15 protein-coding genes and 1 pseudogene are annotated in these 18,865 nt (G+C 66.7%); 2 read left to right on the forward strand and 14 right to left on the reverse strand.

Annotated elements, in window-relative coordinates:
- Nucleotides 1–356 precede the first annotated feature (356 nt).
- From RDCOP1_RS05375 to RDCOP1_RS05405, 6 genes and pseudogenes are all read right to left on the reverse strand, one after another.
- Complete coding sequence (locus tag RDCOP1_RS05375) at nt 357–1,790, reverse strand: hypothetical protein (protein ID WP_143152182.1); 1,434 nt, start codon at nt 1,788–1,790, stop codon at nt 357–359.
- Nucleotides 1,791–2,358: 568 nt separating this feature from the next.
- Entirely contained in the window at nt 2,359–2,802 is a 444-nt protein-coding gene (locus RDCOP1_RS05385) for a hypothetical protein (protein ID WP_111731555.1), read from the reverse strand.
- Nucleotides 2,803–3,125: 323 nt separating this feature from the next.
- Nucleotides 3,126–3,680 carry a Fic family protein gene (locus tag RDCOP1_RS05390; RefSeq protein ID WP_231922925.1) on the reverse strand — a complete coding sequence of 185 codons (555 nt, stop codon included), beginning with the start codon at nt 3,678–3,680 and terminating at the stop codon, nt 3,126–3,128.
- Nucleotide 3,681: 1 nt separating this feature from the next.
- Nucleotides 3,682–3,870, reverse strand: a complete 189-nt coding sequence (locus RDCOP1_RS05395) for a hypothetical protein (RefSeq protein ID WP_072699090.1) — start codon at nt 3,868–3,870, stop codon at nt 3,682–3,684.
- Between the two features lie 345 nt (nt 3,871–4,215).
- Nucleotides 4,216–4,747 (reverse strand): annotated as a pseudogene (locus tag RDCOP1_RS05400) (thiamine pyrophosphate-binding protein); the annotation flags it as partial.
- A gap of 4 nt (nt 4,748–4,751) precedes the next feature.
- Nucleotides 4,752–5,186, reverse strand: a complete 435-nt coding sequence (locus RDCOP1_RS05405) for a nitroreductase family deazaflavin-dependent oxidoreductase (protein ID WP_072699179.1) — start codon at nt 5,184–5,186, stop codon at nt 4,752–4,754.
- A 117-nt stretch (nt 5,187–5,303) separates the two neighbouring features.
- On the opposite strand from RDCOP1_RS05405, the gene RDCOP1_RS05410 reads away from it, so the two are divergent.
- Nucleotides 5,304–5,528 (forward strand): hypothetical protein, encoded by a 225-nt coding sequence (locus RDCOP1_RS05410; protein WP_072699091.1) that lies wholly within the window; start codon nt 5,304–5,306, stop codon nt 5,526–5,528.
- A gap of 65 nt (nt 5,529–5,593) precedes the next feature.
- Here the strand turns inward: RDCOP1_RS05410 and dnaE are convergent, their stop codons facing one another.
- Genes dnaE through lspA form a run of 5 tightly spaced genes read right to left on the reverse strand, consistent with a single transcriptional unit; the run spans nt 5,594 to nt 12,352 of the window.
- On the reverse strand, nt 5,594–9,130 hold the full coding sequence (gene dnaE / locus RDCOP1_RS05415) for a DNA polymerase III subunit alpha (protein ID WP_072699092.1): 3,537 nt from the start codon (nt 9,128–9,130) through the stop codon (nt 5,594–5,596).
- A gap of 38 nt (nt 9,131–9,168) precedes the next feature.
- Nucleotides 9,169–10,089, reverse strand: a complete 921-nt coding sequence (gene rarD, locus RDCOP1_RS05420; RefSeq protein WP_072699180.1) for an EamA family transporter RarD — start codon at nt 10,087–10,089, stop codon at nt 9,169–9,171.
- Between the two features lie 53 nt (nt 10,090–10,142).
- A complete protein-coding gene (locus tag RDCOP1_RS05425) occupies nt 10,143–10,790 on the reverse strand; it encodes a hypothetical protein (RefSeq protein ID WP_072699093.1) in 648 nt (215 codons plus the stop codon).
- A gap of 3 nt (nt 10,791–10,793) precedes the next feature.
- Entirely contained in the window at nt 10,794–11,702 is a 909-nt protein-coding gene (locus tag RDCOP1_RS05430) for an RluA family pseudouridine synthase (protein WP_174555773.1), read from the reverse strand.
- A gap of 14 nt (nt 11,703–11,716) precedes the next feature.
- Entirely contained in the window at nt 11,717–12,352 is a 636-nt protein-coding gene (lspA, locus tag RDCOP1_RS05435; RefSeq protein WP_072699095.1) for a signal peptidase II, read from the reverse strand.
- A gap of 65 nt (nt 12,353–12,417) precedes the next feature.
- Between lspA and RDCOP1_RS05440 the strand changes: the two genes are divergently transcribed.
- Complete coding sequence (locus RDCOP1_RS05440) at nt 12,418–13,374, forward strand: hypothetical protein (protein WP_072699096.1); 957 nt, start codon at nt 12,418–12,420, stop codon at nt 13,372–13,374.
- 76 nt (nt 13,375–13,450) lie between these two features.
- Here RDCOP1_RS05440 and RDCOP1_RS05445 read toward each other — a convergent pair whose 3' ends face one another.
- From RDCOP1_RS05445 to ileS, 3 genes are all read right to left on the reverse strand, one after another.
- The gene (locus RDCOP1_RS05445) at nt 13,451–13,945 is read right to left on the reverse strand and encodes a WKL family lipoprotein (RefSeq protein WP_072699097.1); all 495 of its coding nucleotides are present in this window, start codon (nt 13,943–13,945) and stop codon (nt 13,451–13,453) included.
- A 121-nt stretch (nt 13,946–14,066) separates the two neighbouring features.
- Nucleotides 14,067–15,404: a DNA polymerase IV gene (locus RDCOP1_RS05450; RefSeq protein ID WP_072699098.1), complete on the reverse strand. Its 1,338-nt coding sequence runs from the start codon at nt 15,402–15,404 to the stop codon at nt 14,067–14,069.
- A gap of 52 nt (nt 15,405–15,456) precedes the next feature.
- Nucleotides 15,457–18,618 carry an isoleucine--tRNA ligase gene (gene ileS, locus RDCOP1_RS05455; RefSeq protein ID WP_371836805.1) on the reverse strand — a complete coding sequence of 1,054 codons (3,162 nt, stop codon included), beginning with the start codon at nt 18,616–18,618 and terminating at the stop codon, nt 15,457–15,459.
- Nucleotides 18,619–18,865 lie beyond the last annotated feature (247 nt).

The following is an 18,865-nucleotide window of genomic DNA, read 5'->3' on the forward strand; positions in this document are numbered from 1 at the left end:
TGGAGTAGGCCACATGTTGAAAGCTCGAAAATCCGTACCCTTTGTTCGGTCCGGACACCCATTCATAGTCGCAGGCGCCTGGTTCCTCCGGGCGCAGTCTCACGGTGAAGACCTCCCCGTCGACTGTCAGGGTGAACGCCCATCGTGTGCGGTCGGGCGCCGGTTGCCTGGTGGTTGACCGTGTTCGTCGGCATTCATGCTTCGCTCCTTTCGTACGAGTGAAAGTTGAGGCTCTGAACTCTCAAACCGCATCGTCTCTTGACGATCGCGGCGGACCGATTTTCGGCCGGTGTCGGTTCCTCAGGTCGGAGAGATCGGCAACTCGGTGCAGACCGAGGTACAGCATCCGCCAAGATTCACCTGGAGAGTGGCGGGTCCGACCGGTGGTGGTCGAGGAGCTCGGCCGGGGACAACGGTAGAGGGAGGGTGCCGGTGGGGGTGTACACGGCGATGATGTTGTGGTCGGTGATCCATACAGTGCCGTGGCTGTCGATGGTGACGCTGGGTTCGGGGGTGTGGATTTCGGTGCGGGCGATGACGCCCCCGGTGGGATCGGCGAGGCTGAGCAGCCAGTACCGGCGGTTGTCGTGAAGGTCGCGGTCGCGGTCGTGGTGTTCGATCCATACGAGGTTTCCGACGGTGCCGCCCGTGAGGCCGGGCAGCGGCCAGCGTGTCGGGGGATCGGCCCGCAGGTCGGGTCGTAACGTTCGGACGGTGTTGCGCACATCGATGATGCCAGGCGGATCGGCGGTGAGGATGGCGTAGTCGTCCACGTCATCGATGGAAGGCCCGATGGTGACATGCCCATCGACGGTGACGGCTACGACGAACGTGGTGGTCGGCCACGTATCCCGGCGGCGCATGAGGATGCGGAATCCGTTGTCGTGGGCCGTGACCGAGCCGATGGTCCCGGCTGGGACGGTGGTGTCGTCGTGGTGGGACTGCCCGTCGGGGTGCCACAGGTCGATGCGTGTCGCGGTCTTGTCGGTGGTGCAGGTCAGCAGCGTCCCCTTGTGCGCTGCGGACGCGCTCACCGGGCGGTCGTCGAGGCGGTGCACCGTGCCGGTGCCGGTGGCGCGGAAGATGCCGTACCAGCCGACGATCCAGCATCCGGCCGGATCGGCGTGCAACCGCCAGGGGGTACGGCCCGGCTCTGGAGCGATCGGTGCGGGGATCACGATCTCCCGCACGTCTGTCGGGTTGTCGAGATCGATCCGCACGATCAGAGGTAGCTGCTCGTCGGCCGCCCACAGCACCCGCCCGGCCGCGGAGAGCGCCCGCGGTACGAAAGAGGGCCGGATCGCCGGTGGCGGCACGTCGTCGAGGTCGAGTTCGGCCAGGATTCCGGGTTCGTGCCGTCCTGCGGTGCCCGCTTCGTCGAGGCTCCGCGCCGAGATGACTCGTCCTCGTACCGAGCCGGTGGTGGCGTAGGCGAAGTCGCCGACGAGGCGGCCGGTGATGCGGACGCGGCCGGTGGCGGGGCGGGGGCTGTACCAGGTCGCGGACCAGCCGTCTCCACGCAGCAGAATCCGCCAGATCCACGTTCGTGGTATCGCCGGCGGTGCATCGATTGCGGGTTCGAGGCGTGGGGGTGCGAGCGGTTCGGCGTCGGCTTCGATCGTCGATAGCGTCGGATCCCGTGGATCGGCGGGTACTTCTTCGAACAGCAGCCAGAACACCCCGACCTGCCCGACCGTCGGGCGGGGAATCTGACCGTCCAGGATGGCGTCCTGGCCTGCCAACAACCGCAACTGCCGGTGTGGACGCAGCTGCCTGGTGGGGTCGGTCATCGGTGTGGCTCCCGGGTACTCCATCCCTCGAGACGAAGAAAGCCAGCCTACAGGTGATCTTGTAAAGCGGTACAGGCTTCGAATCGTGTTCGGCTGGAAGCCCAGCGGGTACGCATCGATCCACCTCGTTAACGGGATGCGACGAGGTAGGAAGAGTGGTCACACCCTGGATAGCCCGCACTGTGAGCAGGAGTCCGGACTCCACATGCTCGTCATAGCTGATTCTCAGCTGGTGGCCATTCGGCGGGGTGGCTATGTACACCTGCGCACTGCGTTCGAGGTTCGGTCTGGGTACCTCTTCGCGGAATGGGCCGTCGTCGATACTCACGTTCGCTCGGTAAGGCTCCTCGCTCACACCGGACCGCTCCAGCAAGGTATCTCGCGTGGCGTGTGACGCGGTACGCACCATGACAGTTCCAGAGGAGTCCGGGAAGTTCGAGTGCCATTCGCAAGAGACGACATTGTCGTCGCCGGACAGATGCAGTCCCAACTCGGACGCGAAGGGGAGAGCGGAGTCGCAAGGGTCGTTATAAAACACGCGAGCAACCGGCGGTCGATTGCGGTGGCTTCAGGCCTTGTCGTCCTGTGTCGAGGGTCCGCGTGTCCAAAGGCGGACGAGCACCCATATGTTGGCACCGGCGATCACGGCGAACGGTGCCGTGAACACGAGGGTTTCGAGGGCGGACAGTGACGGTGTCCAGCTGTTGGGGTCCTGCTGCCGAATGCCGCCGGAGAGCGCTTCGGAGATACCGGCGTAGGTGAGCGCGGCAGCTGGCAGCAGCGCTGCCGTACACCCCACCGTCGACAGCAGACGACCGATGCGGAACCGCCGGGTCAGCGCTGCGGCCCCACTGAGCGAGACCGCCACGACCGGCGCGATCACCACGGACCCGATCACAGCGATGAAGTACCAGTTGCTCAGGACATCGCCGATGCCGGATTGACGGTGCTCGTCGAGGTAATGCGCGCTGAGCATGGTCGCGGCTGCGAACAGTACTGGCAGCAGAGCCACCACCGAGATCCAGAGGGTGTCGTGCGGCCGGTGTTGTGCCCGTGATCGCGGTGCATGGTTGTTGGCAGCTGGACACGGTGGTTCGTAAGCGTGGCTTCCGCTCAAACCTGTCACTGCAGCGTCACCGCAGCGCAGCCGCGACGACAGAGTCGCCCGGCCACAGTTCGAGGTCCTCGATCATCCACAGTGTCGTTTCGGTCCTGCCCACACGAGGAGTCTCCTATCGATGACGTGAACTTGATACGGCGACACGCCCGACGGCATCCCTTTCGGGTGGAGCAGAGTCGGCATTACTTGCGCAGAACCGCCCAGATCAATAGTTCTTAGCCGAATAATGGACTTCCACCAGCATTGACCCGTGCCCAGACCTTGGTTAGTTCGTCGAGGAACGGGGCTCGCGGAAGTCCACGAAGGTTGTTCTTCGCGGCGATCCGGTCGAGCACTGCGGCCGCGGCCTGGGGTACTTCGCTGGCCTTGAAGTACGAGTGTGGGATCTCGGTGACGTGGCGCTGTCCGGCACGGACTGCGGCGACGTCCGGTCCCATCTTGACCATCGGCCAGTCCCGCGGTGCGGTGCGCAGCTGCCCGGCCCAGGGGTAGAAGTCTTGGAACAGGTGGTGGTGGATGCGTTGGAAGTGTTCCAGGTCGAACCGGCCTGGGATGGGCCGGTCGACCAGTGCCTGCATCCGCTGGTAGCTCACCACGCCTTCGACGCGGTGGATGACCTCGACATCGGGGATGCCGTGCGGCCACAGCTGCGATTGCAGCACGAGGTTTTTCATCACGGCGCGGCTTGTGTCGGGCATCCCGTCTCGGTGCCAGTCGATCGTCTCGGGGATGAAGTAGTCGAGCCATTCACGGGAGTATCGCGGCGCCATGTCAGTCGATCTCGTAGCCGGCATCACGAGCGATGATCTTGGTGACGTCTTCGAGAGTCTTGGTGCCCCGGATCAGCTCGACCAGGAGTTCCTTGTCGCCGTCGCTCATCTCGCGGCCCTCCATGGCCATGATCGGTTCCATTGCGGCGACGGCGGCGCGGGCTTCGGCTTCGGTCTTGCGTGGTGTCACAGGTTCCCCCCCTGGTCGACGGTGTGGTGGGTGGGGCAGGACGGTGATGCCCTGCCCCACCGGCGGTTCGAGCCTATGGCCGAGTTCAGACGGCGCGTCCGTCGTATCCGCCTTCGTATCCGGTTTCGTGCTGTTGCATCGGGTCGGTGTGGTGCTGGGTTTCTTTTCGGGTGGCCCGCTCGTGCAGTGGCCGGACGTTGTCGGTGGCGCGTAGGCCCTGGGCGAGCGTGTCGTCGAGCTCGAAGGTGCCCTCGACAGTGGATTCCACTGCCTCGGTGGGTTCGACGACCGCATCGGGCACGATCTCGGTGGGTTCGACCACGATGTCGGCGGGGTCCCTGGGTGTAACTCCGGCTGCGGGCAGCGCGGCGATGTCGCCGGGCAGGATGGCCACCGCGACACCCGGACCGGCCAGGGCGTGGCTCATCGCGCTGTGCACGACCCGGGGCGCCTGGGCCGCCGCACCGATCAGCTCGGTGTAGGTCGAGCACTCGACGAACAACCGATCGGGGTGCGTCTCCTGGAAGTAGCCCGTTCCGATCTGCGTCGACGGGATGTGCGACGCGATCGCCAGTACGGGAGCGCCCGACCGGTGGGCGTCGTAGAGCCCGTTGATCAGATGCAGATTTCCCGGTCCGCACGAGCCGGCGCACACCGCCAGCTCTCCGGTGATCTGGGCGTCGGCCGCAGCGGCGAACGCGGCCGCCTCCTCATGGCGCACGTGCATCCAGTCGATGCCGCGTCGGGCGGCGCCGCCGGTACGGCGCACCGCGTCGACCACCGGATTGAGGCTGTCGCCCACGATCCCGTAGATCCGCCGGACACCGGCGTCCACGAGCTGAGCGACGAGCTGGTCCGCGACGGTGCGCCCAGCCATCGGCCTATATCCGTTCGAGGACGAAAACCGGGATCGAGCGCTCGGTCTTGGTCTGATAGTCCGCGTAGTCCGGGTACGCCTCGACGGCGCGTTCCCACCACAGGGCCTTCTCGTCACCGTGTACTTCGCGGGCGACCATGTCGTAGACCTCGGTGCCGTCGCGCAGTTCCACGTGCGGGTCTGCGACGACGTTGTAGTACCAGACCGGATTCTTCGGCGCGCCCCCGAGCGAGGCGACGACCGCGTAGGTGCCGTCGTGTTCGACCCTCATCAGTGGGGTCTTCCGCAGCTTGCCCGACTTGGCGCCGCGCGTCGTCAGGATCACCACCGGCCGGCCGCCGAGCGTGGTGCCTTCGGTTCCGCCCGAGGACTCGTAGGTCGCGACCTGATCGGCCGCCCACGTCGACGGGCTGGGTTCGTATTCTCCGGTAAGAGGCATGCCTCCAGTGAACACTGTTCAGTGATGCGGCACACGTCCGCATGAAAGTTCGTTGACCCGAATTCTCGAATGCGACTACCCTGAGGAAAGACTTTCCACGACCCTGCAGGAGGAGCGATGACGACCCTGGACTCGCCGTCACGCAAGGTCGCGCGCGACAGCCACATCGATCTCGCCGGCACCGCATGGCCGTTGTACAAGCTCGAGGCCGTCGCGGTGGGGCTCGTCGTCCTTCTGGTGCTCTTCCTCGTCACCGCTACCGCGCAGACCGCGGTGCTCTCCGCTGCCGCTGCAGCCACCGTTGTGTGGTGGGCGCGGCGGGCCTACTACCTCCGCGCATAGCGGCGGCATAGCGCCCACCGGGCTTTCCGGCGACCGGGTCCCGGCCGCCTCCCCGCTCCGTTCGATCAGGTGGCCAGGCAGCTCGGACCGAGCAGCGCCTTCAGGTCGCCCATCAGTGCCGACGACGGCTCGACGCGCAGACTGTCGTCGAGTCGGAGCACGGTGACCTTGCTCCCGCTGATCAGGCGCACGTTCACATCGGCCGTCCCGGGATGCCTGGTGAGCACATTCTTCAGCGCCCCGACCTTGTCGGGAGTGCACAGCCGCGTCGGCATCGACACCGACACCGGTTTCGCGACGCCGATCTGCGACAGGTCCGGCACCGCGAGGTCGTTGGCGATCAACGAGATGCGATCGTCGCGGACGGAGACCCGTGCCTTGACGAGCACCACCGAGTCCTCGACGACGTCCATTCCGTAGACGGCGTAGGCCTGCGGGAAGAACAGGACTTCGATGCCACCGGTGAGGTCTTCGAGCTGGGCCGACGCCCACGCGAGACCGTTCTTGTTGATGCGCCGGTTCACCGACGCGAGGATGCCGCCGACAGTGACCTGCGTACCGTCCTTGAATCCGCCTTCGAGAATTGCCGGAATGTGCGTGTCGGACTGCGCCGCGAGAACGTGCTCGACGCCGTTGAGCGGGTGCCCGGAGACATAGAGACCGAGCATCTCCCGTTCGAGGGCGAGACGATGCTTGCTGTCCCACTCCTCGTCGGGGATCTTCACGTTGAACACCGAAGCGACGGATTCGTCGGCGTCGGCGCCGCCGAACAGGTCGAACTGGCCGATGGCCTCGGCCTTCTTGGTGCTCATCACCGCGTCGATCGCGTCGGCGTGCACGAGCATCAATCCCTTGCGGGGATGGCCGAGCGAGTCGAAACCGCCTGCCTTGACGAGCGATTCGGTGACCTTCTTCGAACAGGCGACCGTGTCGATCTTGTCGAGATAGTCGGAGAAGTCGGTGAATCTCCCCTTCTCCTCGCGGGCCTTGATGATCGACGCCACCACGTTGGTGCCCACGTTGCGTACCGCACCGAGTCCGAACCGGATGTCCTCGCCCACCGACATGAAGTTGGTGTGCGACTCGTTGACGTCGGGGGGCAGCACGGTGATGCCCATCTTGCGGCAGTCGGCCAGGTAGATCGCGGCCTTGTCCTTGTCGTCGCCGACCGAGGTGAGCAGACCTGCCATGTATTCGGCGGGGTAGTTCGCCTTCAGATACGCCGTCCAGAAGGAGACGAGACCGTAGCCGGCTGCGTGCGACTTGTTGAACGCGTACCCGGCGAACGGGAGGATGGTGTCCCACAGCGCCTTGATCGCCGGTTCTGAGAAGCCGTTCTTCAGCATGCCTTCCCGGAAGCCCGCATACGCTTCCTCGAGCACCGAAAGCTTCTTCTTGCCCATGGCGCGCCGCAGGATGTCGGCCTGTCCGAGCGAGTAACCGGCCACCTTCTGAGCGATCTGCATGATCTGCTCCTGGTAGACGATCAGTCCGAACGTGTCGGCGAGAATCTCCTTGAGGGGTTCCTCGAGCTCGGGGTGAATCGGTGTGACCTGTTGCCGGCCGTTCTTCCGGTCGGCGTAGTCGTTGTGGGCGTTCATGCCCATCGGGCCGGGGCGATACAGCGCGAGCACGGCGACGATGTCCTCGAAGCCGGTGGGCTGCATGCGGCGCAGCAGGTCGCGCATCGCGCTGCCGTCGAGCTGGAACACGCCGAGGGTGTCGCCGCGCGCGAGGAGTTCGTAGGTCGCGGGGTCTTCCAGCGGAAGATTATCGAGATCGAGATCGATCCCCCGGTTGACCTTGATGTTCTCGATCGCGTCACCGATCACCGTGAGGTTGCGCAGCCCCAGGAAGTCCATCTTCAGCAGGCCGATGGCCTCGCACGACGGGTAGTCCCAGCCGGTGATGATCGCGCCGTCCTGCGCGCGCTTCCACAGCGGAATCGCATCCATCAGCGGCTCGGACGACATGATCACCGCGCAGGCGTGCACGCCCGCGTTGCGGATCAGACCTTCGAGACCCTTCGCGGTCTCGTAGATCTTCTTCACGTCCGGATTCGAGTCGATCAGTGCGCGGACCTCGACGGCTTCCTTGTACCGCTCGTGGTTCGGGTCGGTGATGCCGGACACCGAGATGTCCTTGGCCATGATCGGCGGCGGCAGCGCCTTGGTGATCTGGTCGGCGATCGCGAAGCCGGGCTGCCCGAACTGCACGCGCGCGGAGTCCTTGATCGCGGCCTTCGTCTTGATGGTGCCGAACGTGATGACCTGCGCCACCTTGTCGGTTCCCCACTTCTCCGACGCGTACCGCACCATCTCGCCGCGTCGGCGATCGTCGAAGTCGATGTCGATATCGGGCATCGACACACGCTCGGGGTTGAGGAATCGCTCGAACAGCAGTCCGTGCGGGATCGGATCGATGTTGGTGATGCCCATCGCGTACGCGACGAGCGAGCCCGCAGCCGAACCGCGACCGGGCCCGACACGGATGCCGACCTCCCGCGCATGGTTGATCAGGTCGCCGACGACGAGGAAGTAGGCGGGAAAGCCCATCTCGTTGATGACGCCGATCTCGTAGTCGGCGCGTGCCAGGTACTCCTGCGGCGGACCCGACGGGAACCGTCGGTCGAGCCCGCGCATCACCTCGTGCCGCAGAAAGCTCTCCTGGGTGTGGCCCTCGGGCACCGGGAAGATCGGCATCCGGTCGCGGTGCATCCACACGTCGTCGTAGGGCTGGACCCGCTCGCCGATCAGCATCGAGTTGTCGCACGCTCCGGGCACCTCGGCATCCCAGATGGCGCGCATCTCGTCGGCCGACTTGAGGTAGTAGCCGTCACCGTCGAACTTGAACCGGGTGGGATCCGACAGCGTCTTGCCGGTCTGGATGCACAGCAGCGCTTCGTGGTTCTCCGCGGCGTCCTTGGTGACGTAGTGGCAGTCGTTGGTGGCCAGCGGCGGGATGCCGAGCTTGTTGCCGATCTCGAGCAGACCCTCACGGACCCGGCGTTCGATGGACAACCCGTGGTCCATCAGTTCGAGGAAGAAGTTGTCCTTGCCCCAGATCTCCTGCCACTTCGCCGCAGCTTCGAGTGCCTCCCGGTCGTGGCCGAGCCGCAGCCGGGTCTGGATCTCCCCGGACGGGCAGCCGGTGGTGGCGATGATTCCCTCGGCGTGCGTCGCGATGAGTTCTTCGTCCATGCGAGCCCATTTGCCCAGTTGCCCCTCGATGGAGGCGAGCGAGGACAGCTTGAACAGGTTCCGCAGGCCGGTCGCGTTCTCGGCGACCATCGTCATGTGGGTGTAGGCACCGGAGCCGGACACGTCGTCGGACTTCTGGCTCGGGTCGCCCCACTTGACACGTTTGGTGTCGAACCGGGAGCCGGGTGCGACGTACGCCTCGATGCCGATGATCGGCTTGATGTCGTACTTCTTGGCGACGTTGTAGAACTCGCTGGCACCGTACATGTTTCCGTGGTCGGTCATGCCGACGGCCGTCATCCCCAGCCGCTGCGCCTCGGCGAACAACGGACCGACCTTCGCGGCGCCGTCGAGCATCGAGTACTCGGTGTGGTTGTGCAGATGAACGAACGAGTCAGCCACGCGTGCCTCTCCCGGGATGTCTGTGGGCACCGACGAGTCTAAGCCGAGCTACCGACAGCTCCGACCACGGCGCGCCCACGCCGCGCGCGGATCAGCGCATCCGTGCTGTACACCACAAGCGCCACCCAGATCAGGACGAAACCGATCCAACGCGACGCGGGCATGTCCTCGTGGAGGACGAACACTCCCCACGCCATCTGCAGGCTCGGTGTCAGGTACTGCAACATGCCCAGAGTCGCAAGCGGAACCCGTTGGGCCGCAGCCCCGAACAGCAGCAACGGCACCGCGGTGACCACACCGGCGGACAGCAGCAACGCGGTGTGACCGGCACCGAAGCCGATGAACGTGCCCGTACCCGTCACAGCGAGAAAGATCACGTAGGCAAGGGCGAAGGGTGCCGCGACGACGCCTTCGCCCGCCAGCGACGTCCGGGGATCGAGCGGTACCACCTTCTTGACGACTCCGTAGAGCGCGAACGACAACGCGAGCGTGAGCGCCAGGACGGGAGGCCGACCGTAGTCGGCGGTGATGACGAGCACCGCACACACAGCGAGAATCAGCGCGCCGATCTGCGCCGGCCGCAATCGCTCCCGGAAGAACAGAACGCCGAACAACACACTGACGAGCGGATTGATGAAGTACCCCAGCGCGGTTTCGACGACGCGTCCCGACGTCACGCCGTAGATGTAGGTACCCCAGTTGACCGCGATCGCCGCAGACGCGGCCGCGACGAGTGCCCAGGTGTGCAGCGGCAGGCCACGCAGTGAACCCAGCCTGCCCATCACGGCGAGGACGACCACCATGAGCACGAGCGTCCACAGCACCCGGTGCGCGAGGATCTCGACGGCACCGGCCGGGGCGAGCAGACCGAAGAAGGCGGGGAACAGTCCCCAGGTCAGGTAGGCGCCCAGACCGCACAGCACACCGGTACGCAGGGCGGGGGCAGTCGGCCGCTTCACGAGGACACCGTACGGCTGCGAAGGCCCGCCCACGCGTCAGGGGGCCGGGGAGCTCACGGTTCGGCGTCGTCCGGACCGGGAACGACGGACTCGACGTGCTCGGGCAGCAGCGGATTCAGGGAGAACCGCCCTGCGACCGCATCGGACGGAAGCACTTCCACCGTGCGGACACCGGGATCGCCGGCAGCGGCACGCAACTGCGCGGGGGTACCGCGCACCGCGACACCCACGATGCAGGCACAGCCCGCGGCCAGCCGATCGGCCGAGGCCGCGGCGATCTGCGCGGCCCGGTCCGTCCCGGACGCCTGCAGCCGTAACCGTCCCGCCGCGACCCGCGCAGCCGAGCGCAGCGCCTCCGGATGCGCCGACACGGCGACCGGGACCAGCGGTGTCTGCACCCGGTCGATCGGGACCCGGAAGAGTACCTGCGCGATCCTCAGGTCCCCGGGCAGGGCTGCGACGTCGTCGACGCTCACTTCCCGTTCGAACGAGATCAGGCCCCAGTGCTCGGTGCCCGGCTCCCGTTCCGCTTCGGTGAGGCTCTCGTCGGCGCGCGCGAGGTAGTCGCGGACGAGTTCACCGCTGTCGGGGCCGAGCCCGTCGCTCCGCACCGACGCGGGCCGTACCGGGGAGAGCCACCCGGCGACGAGCACCGCCAGCACCAGGACGGCGACGGCGGCCCACGACAGCGCGCGCCTCATCGGTCAGGCGTTGCGGAGCACATCGAGCGCATGTTCCAGGTCTGCGGGGTACTTGCTCTCGATCTCGATCCAGTTGCCCTGGGTCGGGTGGGCGAACCCCAGTGACTTGGCGTGCAGCCACTGCCGTTCGAGCCCGAGCTTGGCGGCGAGCCGTGGGTCGGCGCCGTACGTGAGGTCCCCGCAACAGGGATGCCGCAGCGCGGAGAAGTGCACGCGGATCTGGTGGGTGCGCCCGGTCTCGAGATGCACGTCGAGCAGGCTCGCGGCCTGGAACGCTTCGATGGTGTCGTAGTGGGTGACGCTGGGCTTGCCGTCGGCGGCGACGGTGAACCTCCAGTCGCTGCTCCGGTGCCGGCCGATGGGTGCGTCGATGGTGCCGCTGCTCGGATCGGGGTGGCCCTGCACGAGAGCGTGGTAGCGCTTGTCGATGGTGCGCTGCTTGAAGGCGCGCTTGAGCACCGTATAGGCCCGTTCGGAGGTGGCGACGACCATCACTCCCGAGGTCCCCACGTCGAGGCGGTGCACGATGCCCTGCCTCTCGTGCAGGCCGGAGGTGGAGATGCGGAAACCTGCGGCGGCAAGACCACCGATGACGGTCGGCCCGGTCCATCCCACGCTCGCGTGGGCCGCGACCCCGACGGGCTTGTCCACCGCGACGATGTCGTCGTCGGCGTACAGAATCTCCATGCCCTCGACGGGCTGCGCCTCGATGGTCAGCGGCCGCGGCGGTTCGGGGAGCTGCACCTCGAGCCACGACCCGGCCGAGAGACGATCGGATTTACCGACGGGAGCACCGTCGACGAGGACGGCGCCCTCCTCGGTGAGTGCTGCGACGGCGGTACGGGACAGACCGAGCAGACGGGCGAGGCCCGCGTCGACACGCATCCCGTCGAGCCCGTCGGGTACGGGCATCGACCGCGTTTCCCTCACTGGCGGGTTTCCTTTCCGCTGGTCTCGGATTCGGTCGGCTCTTTGCCGGTCGGCTCGATGCCGAACACGGTGAGCGCCACGAGCAGGACCGCTCCGCACACGATGGATGAATCTGCGACGTTGAACACCGGCCACCAGCCGACCGAGACGAAGTCCACCACGTGGCCCTGGAGGGGTCCGGGCGACCGGAAGAGTCTGTCGGTGAGGTTGCCGAGTGCGCCACCGAGCACCAGACCGAGGCCCAGCGCCCACCAGCGCGACCGGAGAGTGCGCCCGATCTTCACCACGCCGATCACCACGCCGATCGCGACGAGCGTGAGCAACCACGTCATGCCCGTGGCCATGGAGAACGCCGCGCCGGGGTTGCGCACCAGCGTGAGGGTGACCGTGTCGCCGATAATGGAGATCGGATCGGCGGGGTCGATGTAGTGGACGGCGAGAACCTTCGTCACCAGGTCCGCGACGTAGATCAGGATCGCGAGGACGAAGAGGGCGCGAGTCGCGGGACGACCGACCGGGCCGCGTGCCGTGGCCGGCACCGGTGTCTGTGCCGTGTCGGGGACGGGAGTCTCCTCCACCTTCGGCACAGCGGGATCGGCCGCGGGATCGGGCCGGGAAGCTTCGTCAGTCACCGTTCCATCATCCCCTACTCGCACGAGCGGGCCGTCACCCCTCCCGCCGTGGCTACCCTGGGGATGTGCCTGTGCTGTCCAGATTCCCTCACCCGAGGCCGTATGCCCTCGCCGCCGTTCTCTCGCTCGCCGCGTTCGTCACCGGATGCGGCGATTCTTCGGACGGAGCCCCTCCCGCCCCCGCGGCGACATCCTCCGAGGTGACGGTGCCGGTGTCCGCGGTGACCACCACCGTGTCGGAGGCCGGGAGCGAACCCCGCGAGGTGGTGCGGATCGCTCCGGTCGCCAGGCAAGAGCAGAACGTCGTGTTGACCACTCGCTCCGAGGTGTTCCAGCAGATCGGCTCCGAGCCGCGCCAAGATTTCTCGACCCCCGAAGTGACCCTTCCCCTCACGGCCACGGTCACCCAGGCGGTGTCGGACAGCGCGCCGAGCACCCTGGTCGACATCACCGTCGGCGAGGCGACGTCACCCGATCCGATGCTCGGTTCCTCGCTCGCCGACGCCACGGGGTCCCGGGCGGGCCTGACCATCGGCCCTACCGGCGCGATCAGCGCACTCCGGCTGGCGCCGTCCGTGGAGACGGCGAACATCGCGCGTTCCGCGATCGAACAGGCCTTCTACCAGTCCGTCTACCGCACGATCTCGTTCCCGGATTCCGAAATCGGTGTGGGAGCGGTGTGGCAGATCCATCAGCAGGTCATGAGCGCCGGCGTCACCATCGACCAACGGAGCACCGCCACGCTCGTGTCTCGGGACGGCGACCGTCTCACGGTCGATGTCCGGGTCGAACAGACACCCAGGGAGTCGGTGTGGATGCTGCCCAACGGGCAGGGCCAACTCGACATCGAGCAGTACACGATGGCCGGGGAAGGCGCCGTGACGTTCGACCCGGCGCTTCCGTTGCCGGTCGACGGAGCACTCGTCCTCTCCGGTGACCAGGTCTACGTCGACCCCGAGGGCACGACCCGGCTCGCCCAGTCGCAGGTCGACCGGGTGGAGTGGCACTCCCCCGAGAATTGATCGCTTCTGTACAACGAAAAACGGTGCCCTACGCGGAGATCCGCGTAGGGCACCGTTTTCGGTGCCGGCCCTGGTATCAGGGGCAGGCAGGGGTCTGCAGCTGTGCGGCCGCGACGATGCCGCACGCGTTGTTCTTCGACAGCTTCCAGACGCCGTCCTCAGCCACGAAATCGACGGTGCCGGTGGCAACCTGATCGCCGAGCTGGGTCTCGATACCGGCGGTCGCGGTGCCGTTCTCGTTGTCGTTGACGTCGATGATGGTGATCACCGCGCCGGCCTGCTTCGCAGCGGCGGCAACCTGGTCGATGAGGGTCGGATCGAGCTCGGCGCCCTGCACCAGGTCGGTCTTCTCCTCGGCCGGCACGGTCTCGTCGAATGCGCGGTCGAGCGAGGCCTGCAGTTCCTCGGGGGTCGGGACGGGCGGGTAGTCCGCAACGACCTCGGTCGTCGTGGTTGCCGTCGTGGTCTTCGCGGTGGTCTCGGTGCTACCTCCGTCATCCGAGCTGCAGGCGGACATCGTGAGGGCGGCGGCGAGCGCCACCGTGGCCACGGTGATCTTGCGAAGCTTCAACTTGTCGTCCTTCTCGTTTCTCGGTCGTGCACGAGTCTTCGTGCCCGGTTCATCCGGTTGCGATCGTCCGCAAGAGTACCCGGCGGTAGTAAGAACTCCATCAGCGTAGCGAGAACCCGTGTCAGTTCAAGCTCGCGAGCGGGTCGGCGGCTTCGAGTTCCGAATCGCCTTCGGCGAGTGTACGAGCAGGTCCCGGTCCTGTCGATCGGGTCTCGAATCGCACGGTCACGACACCGTGGCCGGCGCCCTGGACCCAGCCGTGCCCATATCGGGGGTGGAACACGTCGGTGCCCGGACGCCATCGGTCCGCAGGCACGGGCAAGTTCGCCGGTTGCTGCTCGTCGTCCGATGTCGGTTCCGACGGGTCGCTCTCCATCCGGTCGAGTTCCGGGAACAGTGTGTCCTGCGCCGACGCGGACAGCCCCGCGTACCCGACCCCGACGAGACGGATCGGGCCGATGTCGAGCGGATCGAGACTCAATCGCTGTGCGGCGGTGGTGAGCACGTGCAGATCTTCGGTGGCATACGACAGCGTCGACGACCGTGTGAGCACGGACATGTCGGCTTTCCGCAGCTTGAGCACCACCGTGCGGGCCGCGCGACCGTCCTTGCACAGCCGGCTGTGGGCAGCCAGTGCGCTCGCCGATATTGCGCGCCTGAGGTCCGGGAGCGCCACGATGTCGGTGGCGTAGGTTGTTTCGGCACTGATCTGTTTGGACTCCGCCCGCTCGGCGACGGGCCGGTCGTCGTGCCCGTTCGCGAGCCGGTGCAACCCGGGGCCCACGGTGGGCCCGAGGATGGACGCCGCCTCTGCGACGGGCAGTTCCGCGAGGTTACCGATGGTTTCGATTCCGAGTTTGCGCAGCCGCTCCTCCGAGACCGGCCCGATCCCCCACAGCTTGCGCACCGGAAGACCGTGCAGCAGCGACAGTTCCTCGTCCGGGCGCACGACGAGAAGGCCGTCGGGTTTGGCGAGTCCCGACCCGATCTTGGCGATCTGCTTCCCGGAGCCCGCCCCGATCGACGCCACCAGGCCGGTGCGCTCGCGGACGTGCTCGCGCAGCCGGGTGCAGAATCGTTCGACCTCGTCGGCGGACGCTCCGGCGAGTTCGGTGGGTTCGGCGAACGCTTCGTCGAGAGAGAGCGTCTCGAGGATGGGTACGTGCGCGCGCAGCGTCTCGAACACCACCGAACTGAGGTGGTGGTAGACGACGCCCCGCGGTGGCAGTACCACCGCCGACGCCCCGATGAGCCGGCGCGCGCGGCTCATCGGCATGGCGGATCCGGCCCCGTAGACGCGCGCTTCGTAACTCGCCCCGGCCACGACGCCGCGGGCACCGAGTCCGCCGACGAGCACCGGCCGACCCCGCAGGGTCGGCCGGGTCAGTTGCTCGGCGGACGCGAAGAACGCGTCGAGGTCCAGGTGCAGAACCCAGCGCCGACTCACGGAGGCGGGCATGTCTCCAGGTTAGAGGCTCGCACCGACGCGCTCGTTCCCCGCCCGCCTGCGCTCACGCCTTGGTGATCGACGCGCGGGCTCCTTCACCCAGGTCGATCGGGTCGGCTCCGGCGGTGCCGAGTTCGAATGTCGTGGCGAGCACTTCGCCGGCGATCAGATCCCGATGCCGGGCAGCCCATTCGGCGCGCTCGGCGGGCACCTCGAACTGCACCGAGATACGGTCCGACACGTCGAGACCGAGGTTCCGGCGAGCGTCCTGCAACTCGCGGATGCGGTCCTTGGCCCAGCCTTCCGCTTCGAGTTCCTCCGTCACATTCGTGTCGAGGACGACGAGCCCGTTGCCGCCCGGCAGTGCCGCAGTGGATTCCGGTTCCGCCGCGACGAGCCTGCGCGTGTACTCCTCGGGCAGCAGCTCGATCCCGGCCGCGGTGACGATGCCGTCCTCGGACTCGGTCCAATCGCCGGCCTTGACGGCCTTGATGACCTTCTGCACGTCCTTGCCGAGCCGCGGACCGGCGACCCGTGCGTTGACGACGACCTCGAAACGGCCGTGCGCTTCCACATCGTCGGTCAGCACGACCTGCTTGACGTTCACCTCGTCCTTGATCAGGTCCACGAACGGCTCGAGGTGCGCCGAACCGGGTGTCGCCACCGTGACCAGCGGAAGCGGCAACCGCACCCGCAGGTGCTGTGCCTTACGCAGCGACAGCACCGTCGAGCACGCACCCCGCACCTCGTCCATCGCGGTGACGAGCTCCGGGTCGGCGGGCAGTTCGTCCGCGGTGGGCCAGTCGGCGAGATGCACCGAGCGTTCCCCGGTCAGTCCCCGCCAGATCACCTCGGTGGCCAGCGGAAGAAGCGGTGCCGCAAGCCGGGTCACCACTTCGAGAACCGTGTGGAGCGTGTCGATCGCGTCGCGGTCCTCGTCCCAGAACCGGGTGCGCGAACGTCGCACGTACCAGTTGGTGAGGGCGTCGCAGAACGTGCGCAGCTCGTCGCAGGCGCCTGCGATGTCCACGGCCTCGAGCGCGTCGGTGATGACGTCGCGGGTCTCGGCGAGCTTGGCGAGGATGTACCGGTCGAGCACGTTCGTCGAGTCGGTCCGCCACGTGCCCGGCGTCGAGGCGTAGAGCTGGAGGAAACTCCAGGCGTTCCACAACGGCAGCAGTGCCTGCCGCACACCTTCACGGATGCCCTGTTCGGTGACGACCAGGTTGCCACCGCGCAGGATGGGCGACGACATGAGGAACCACCGCATGGCGTCGGAGCCGTCGCGGGAGAAGACCTCATTGACGTCGGGGTAGTTGCCCTTCGATTTGCTCATCTTCAAGCCGTCCTCACCGAGGACGATGCCGTGGGCAGCAACGGTTTTGAACGCCGGACGGTCGAAGAGCGCGGTCGCCAGGACGTGCAGGGTGTAGAACCACCCGCGCGTCTGCCCGTTGTACTCGACGATGAAGTCGCCCGGGAAGTGCGAGTCGAACCAGTCGGTGTTCTCGAACGGGTAGTGCACCTGCGCGAACGGCATCGAGCCCGACTCGAACCAGCAGTCGAGCACCTCGGGGACCCGTCGCATCGTCGACGCGCCGGTCGGGTCGTCCGGATTGGGCCGGGTGAGCATGTCGATCATGGGCCGGTGCAGATCATCGGGCCGCACGCCGAAGTCACGCTCGAGTTCGTCGAGCGAACCGTAGACGTCCACACGCGGATACTCCGGGTTGTCCGACACCCAGACCGGGATCGGGCTGCCCCAGTAGCGGTTCCGGCTGATGTTCCAGTCGCGTGCGCCCTCGAGCCATTTGCCGAACTGGCCGTCGCGGATGTGTTCGGGCACCCAGGTGATCTGCTTGTTCAACTCGACCATGCGGTCGCGGAACTGGGTGACGGCGACGAACCACGACGGGACAGCCATGTAGATCAGCGGCTGACCGGAACGCCACGAATGCGGGTACGAGTGCTCGATCGTCTCGTGGCGCAGCAGCTTTCCGGCCGCCTTGAGGTCCTTGATGATCACCGGGTTGGCGTCGAAGACCTGCAGTCCCTCGTACGGCGGCACCATCGAGGTGAACTTGCCGCCCGGGTCGAGCGGCTGCACCAGCTCGATGCCGTTGCGCTGGCAGTACTCCATGTCCTCTTCACCGAAAGCCGGTGCGAGGTGGACGATTCCGGTACCGGAATCGGTAGTGACGTAATCCGCGGCGATGACGTGGTGCGCGTTGTCGCGGCCGACGAAGAAATCGAACGGCGGCTCGTACGCGAGACCGACGAGATCCGACCCGGCGTACTCGGCGAGAACCAGCGGCTCGTCGCCGAACTCACGGCTGTAGTGGCCGAGCCGGTCCTTCGCCAGCAGATAGGTTTTCGCGTCGTCGCCCTCGCCGGTCCGCACCGCGACGTAGGTGATGTCCGGGTGCACCGCGATCGCGAGGTTGGACGGCAGCGTCCACGGCGTCGTGGTCCAGATCAGCGCGTTCGCGCCGTCCAGCTCGGTGCCCGGTGCGTGCAGCACCATGTCCACGGTGACGGCAGGGTCCTGACGCATCTTGTAGGCGTCGTCGAGCCGCGTCTCCTGGTTGGACAGGGGTGTCTGCTCGTACCAGCTGTAGGGCAGCACACGGAAACCCTGGTAGATCAGGCCCTTGTCGTACAGCGACTTGAACGCCCACATGACCGATTCCATGAAGTCCAGGTCCAGGGTCTTGTAGTCGTTGTCGAAATCGACCCAGCGGGCCTGCCGGGTGACGTAGTCGCGCCACTCCCCCGTGTACCGCAAGACCGACTGCTTGCAGTAGGCGTTGAACTCGGCCAGACCCATCGTGTCGATCTGCGACTTGTCTGTGATGCCGAGCTGCTTCTCGGCTTCGAGTTCGGCCGGAAGGCCGTGGCAGTCCCAGCCGAAACGACGGTCGACCCTTTTGCCACGCATCGTCTGGAATCGCGGCACGAGGTCCTTGACGTACCCGGTGAGCAGATGGCCGTAGTGCGGCAGGCCGTTAGCGAAGGGCGGACCGTCGTAGAAGACGAAGTCCTCGGCACCCTCGCGGTTGGTGAGCGAGGCCCGGAACGTGTCGTCCTTCGCCCAGTGCGCGAGGACACGCTCCTCGAGGTCCGGGAAGTCGACGCCCGAATCGCGCGGGAGCCCGTAGTCGACTCGCGGGTAACCGGCGCCGGCTGCGGCGTCCGAGGTGTGATCCGGTGCGGTGTTTTTCTCGATCACAGCGTAGATACCTCCGTGCCTGGATGTTCGGCACGGGGACGATCACCGTGCACTGCGCACGGTCACCGCGGTACCACCCCGCTTGCGCCGTTCCGTACGGAACGGGCCACTCGTTCTCCGGGCTGTGACGGGCCCTCCCGTTCGGTTCTACTAAGCGACGCACCGCATGGCGCACCGCTGTTCTTCCGAAGGCTCCCCGGTGATGGCCGGATCGACGCCGCCCCGCTGCGCGGGGATCTTGCCT

Origin of the sequence: Rhodococcus coprophilus NBRC 100603 (genome assembly GCF_001895045.1) — a bacterium.
In the GTDB taxonomy this organism is placed as follows: Bacteria; Actinomycetota; Actinomycetes; order Mycobacteriales; family Mycobacteriaceae; genus Rhodococcus; species Rhodococcus coprophilus.

Excerpts from the sequence above, each read along its gene's own strand:
- RDCOP1_RS05375 (WP_143152182.1), bottom strand. The coding sequence starts at position 1,790 with ATGACCGACCCCACCAGGCAGCTGCGTCCACACCGGCAGTTGCGGTTG.
- RDCOP1_RS05390 (WP_231922925.1), bottom strand. The coding sequence starts at position 3,680 with ATGGCGCCGCGATACTCCCGTGAATGGCTCGACTACTTCATCCCCGAG.
- RDCOP1_RS05405 (WP_072699179.1), bottom strand. The coding sequence starts at position 5,186 with ATGCCTCTTACCGGAGAATACGAACCCAGCCCGTCGACGTGGGCGGCC.
- RDCOP1_RS05410 (WP_072699091.1), top strand. The coding sequence starts at position 5,304 with ATGACGACCCTGGACTCGCCGTCACGCAAGGTCGCGCGCGACAGCCAC.
- RDCOP1_RS05425 (WP_072699093.1), bottom strand. The coding sequence starts at position 10,790 with ATGAGGCGCGCGCTGTCGTGGGCCGCCGTCGCCGTCCTGGTGCTGGCG.
- RDCOP1_RS05430 (WP_174555773.1), bottom strand. The coding sequence starts at position 11,702 with ATGCCCGTACCCGACGGGCTCGACGGGATGCGTGTCGACGCGGGCCTC.
- RDCOP1_RS05450 (WP_072699098.1), bottom strand. The coding sequence starts at position 15,404 with ATGCCCGCCTCCGTGAGTCGGCGCTGGGTTCTGCACCTGGACCTCGAC.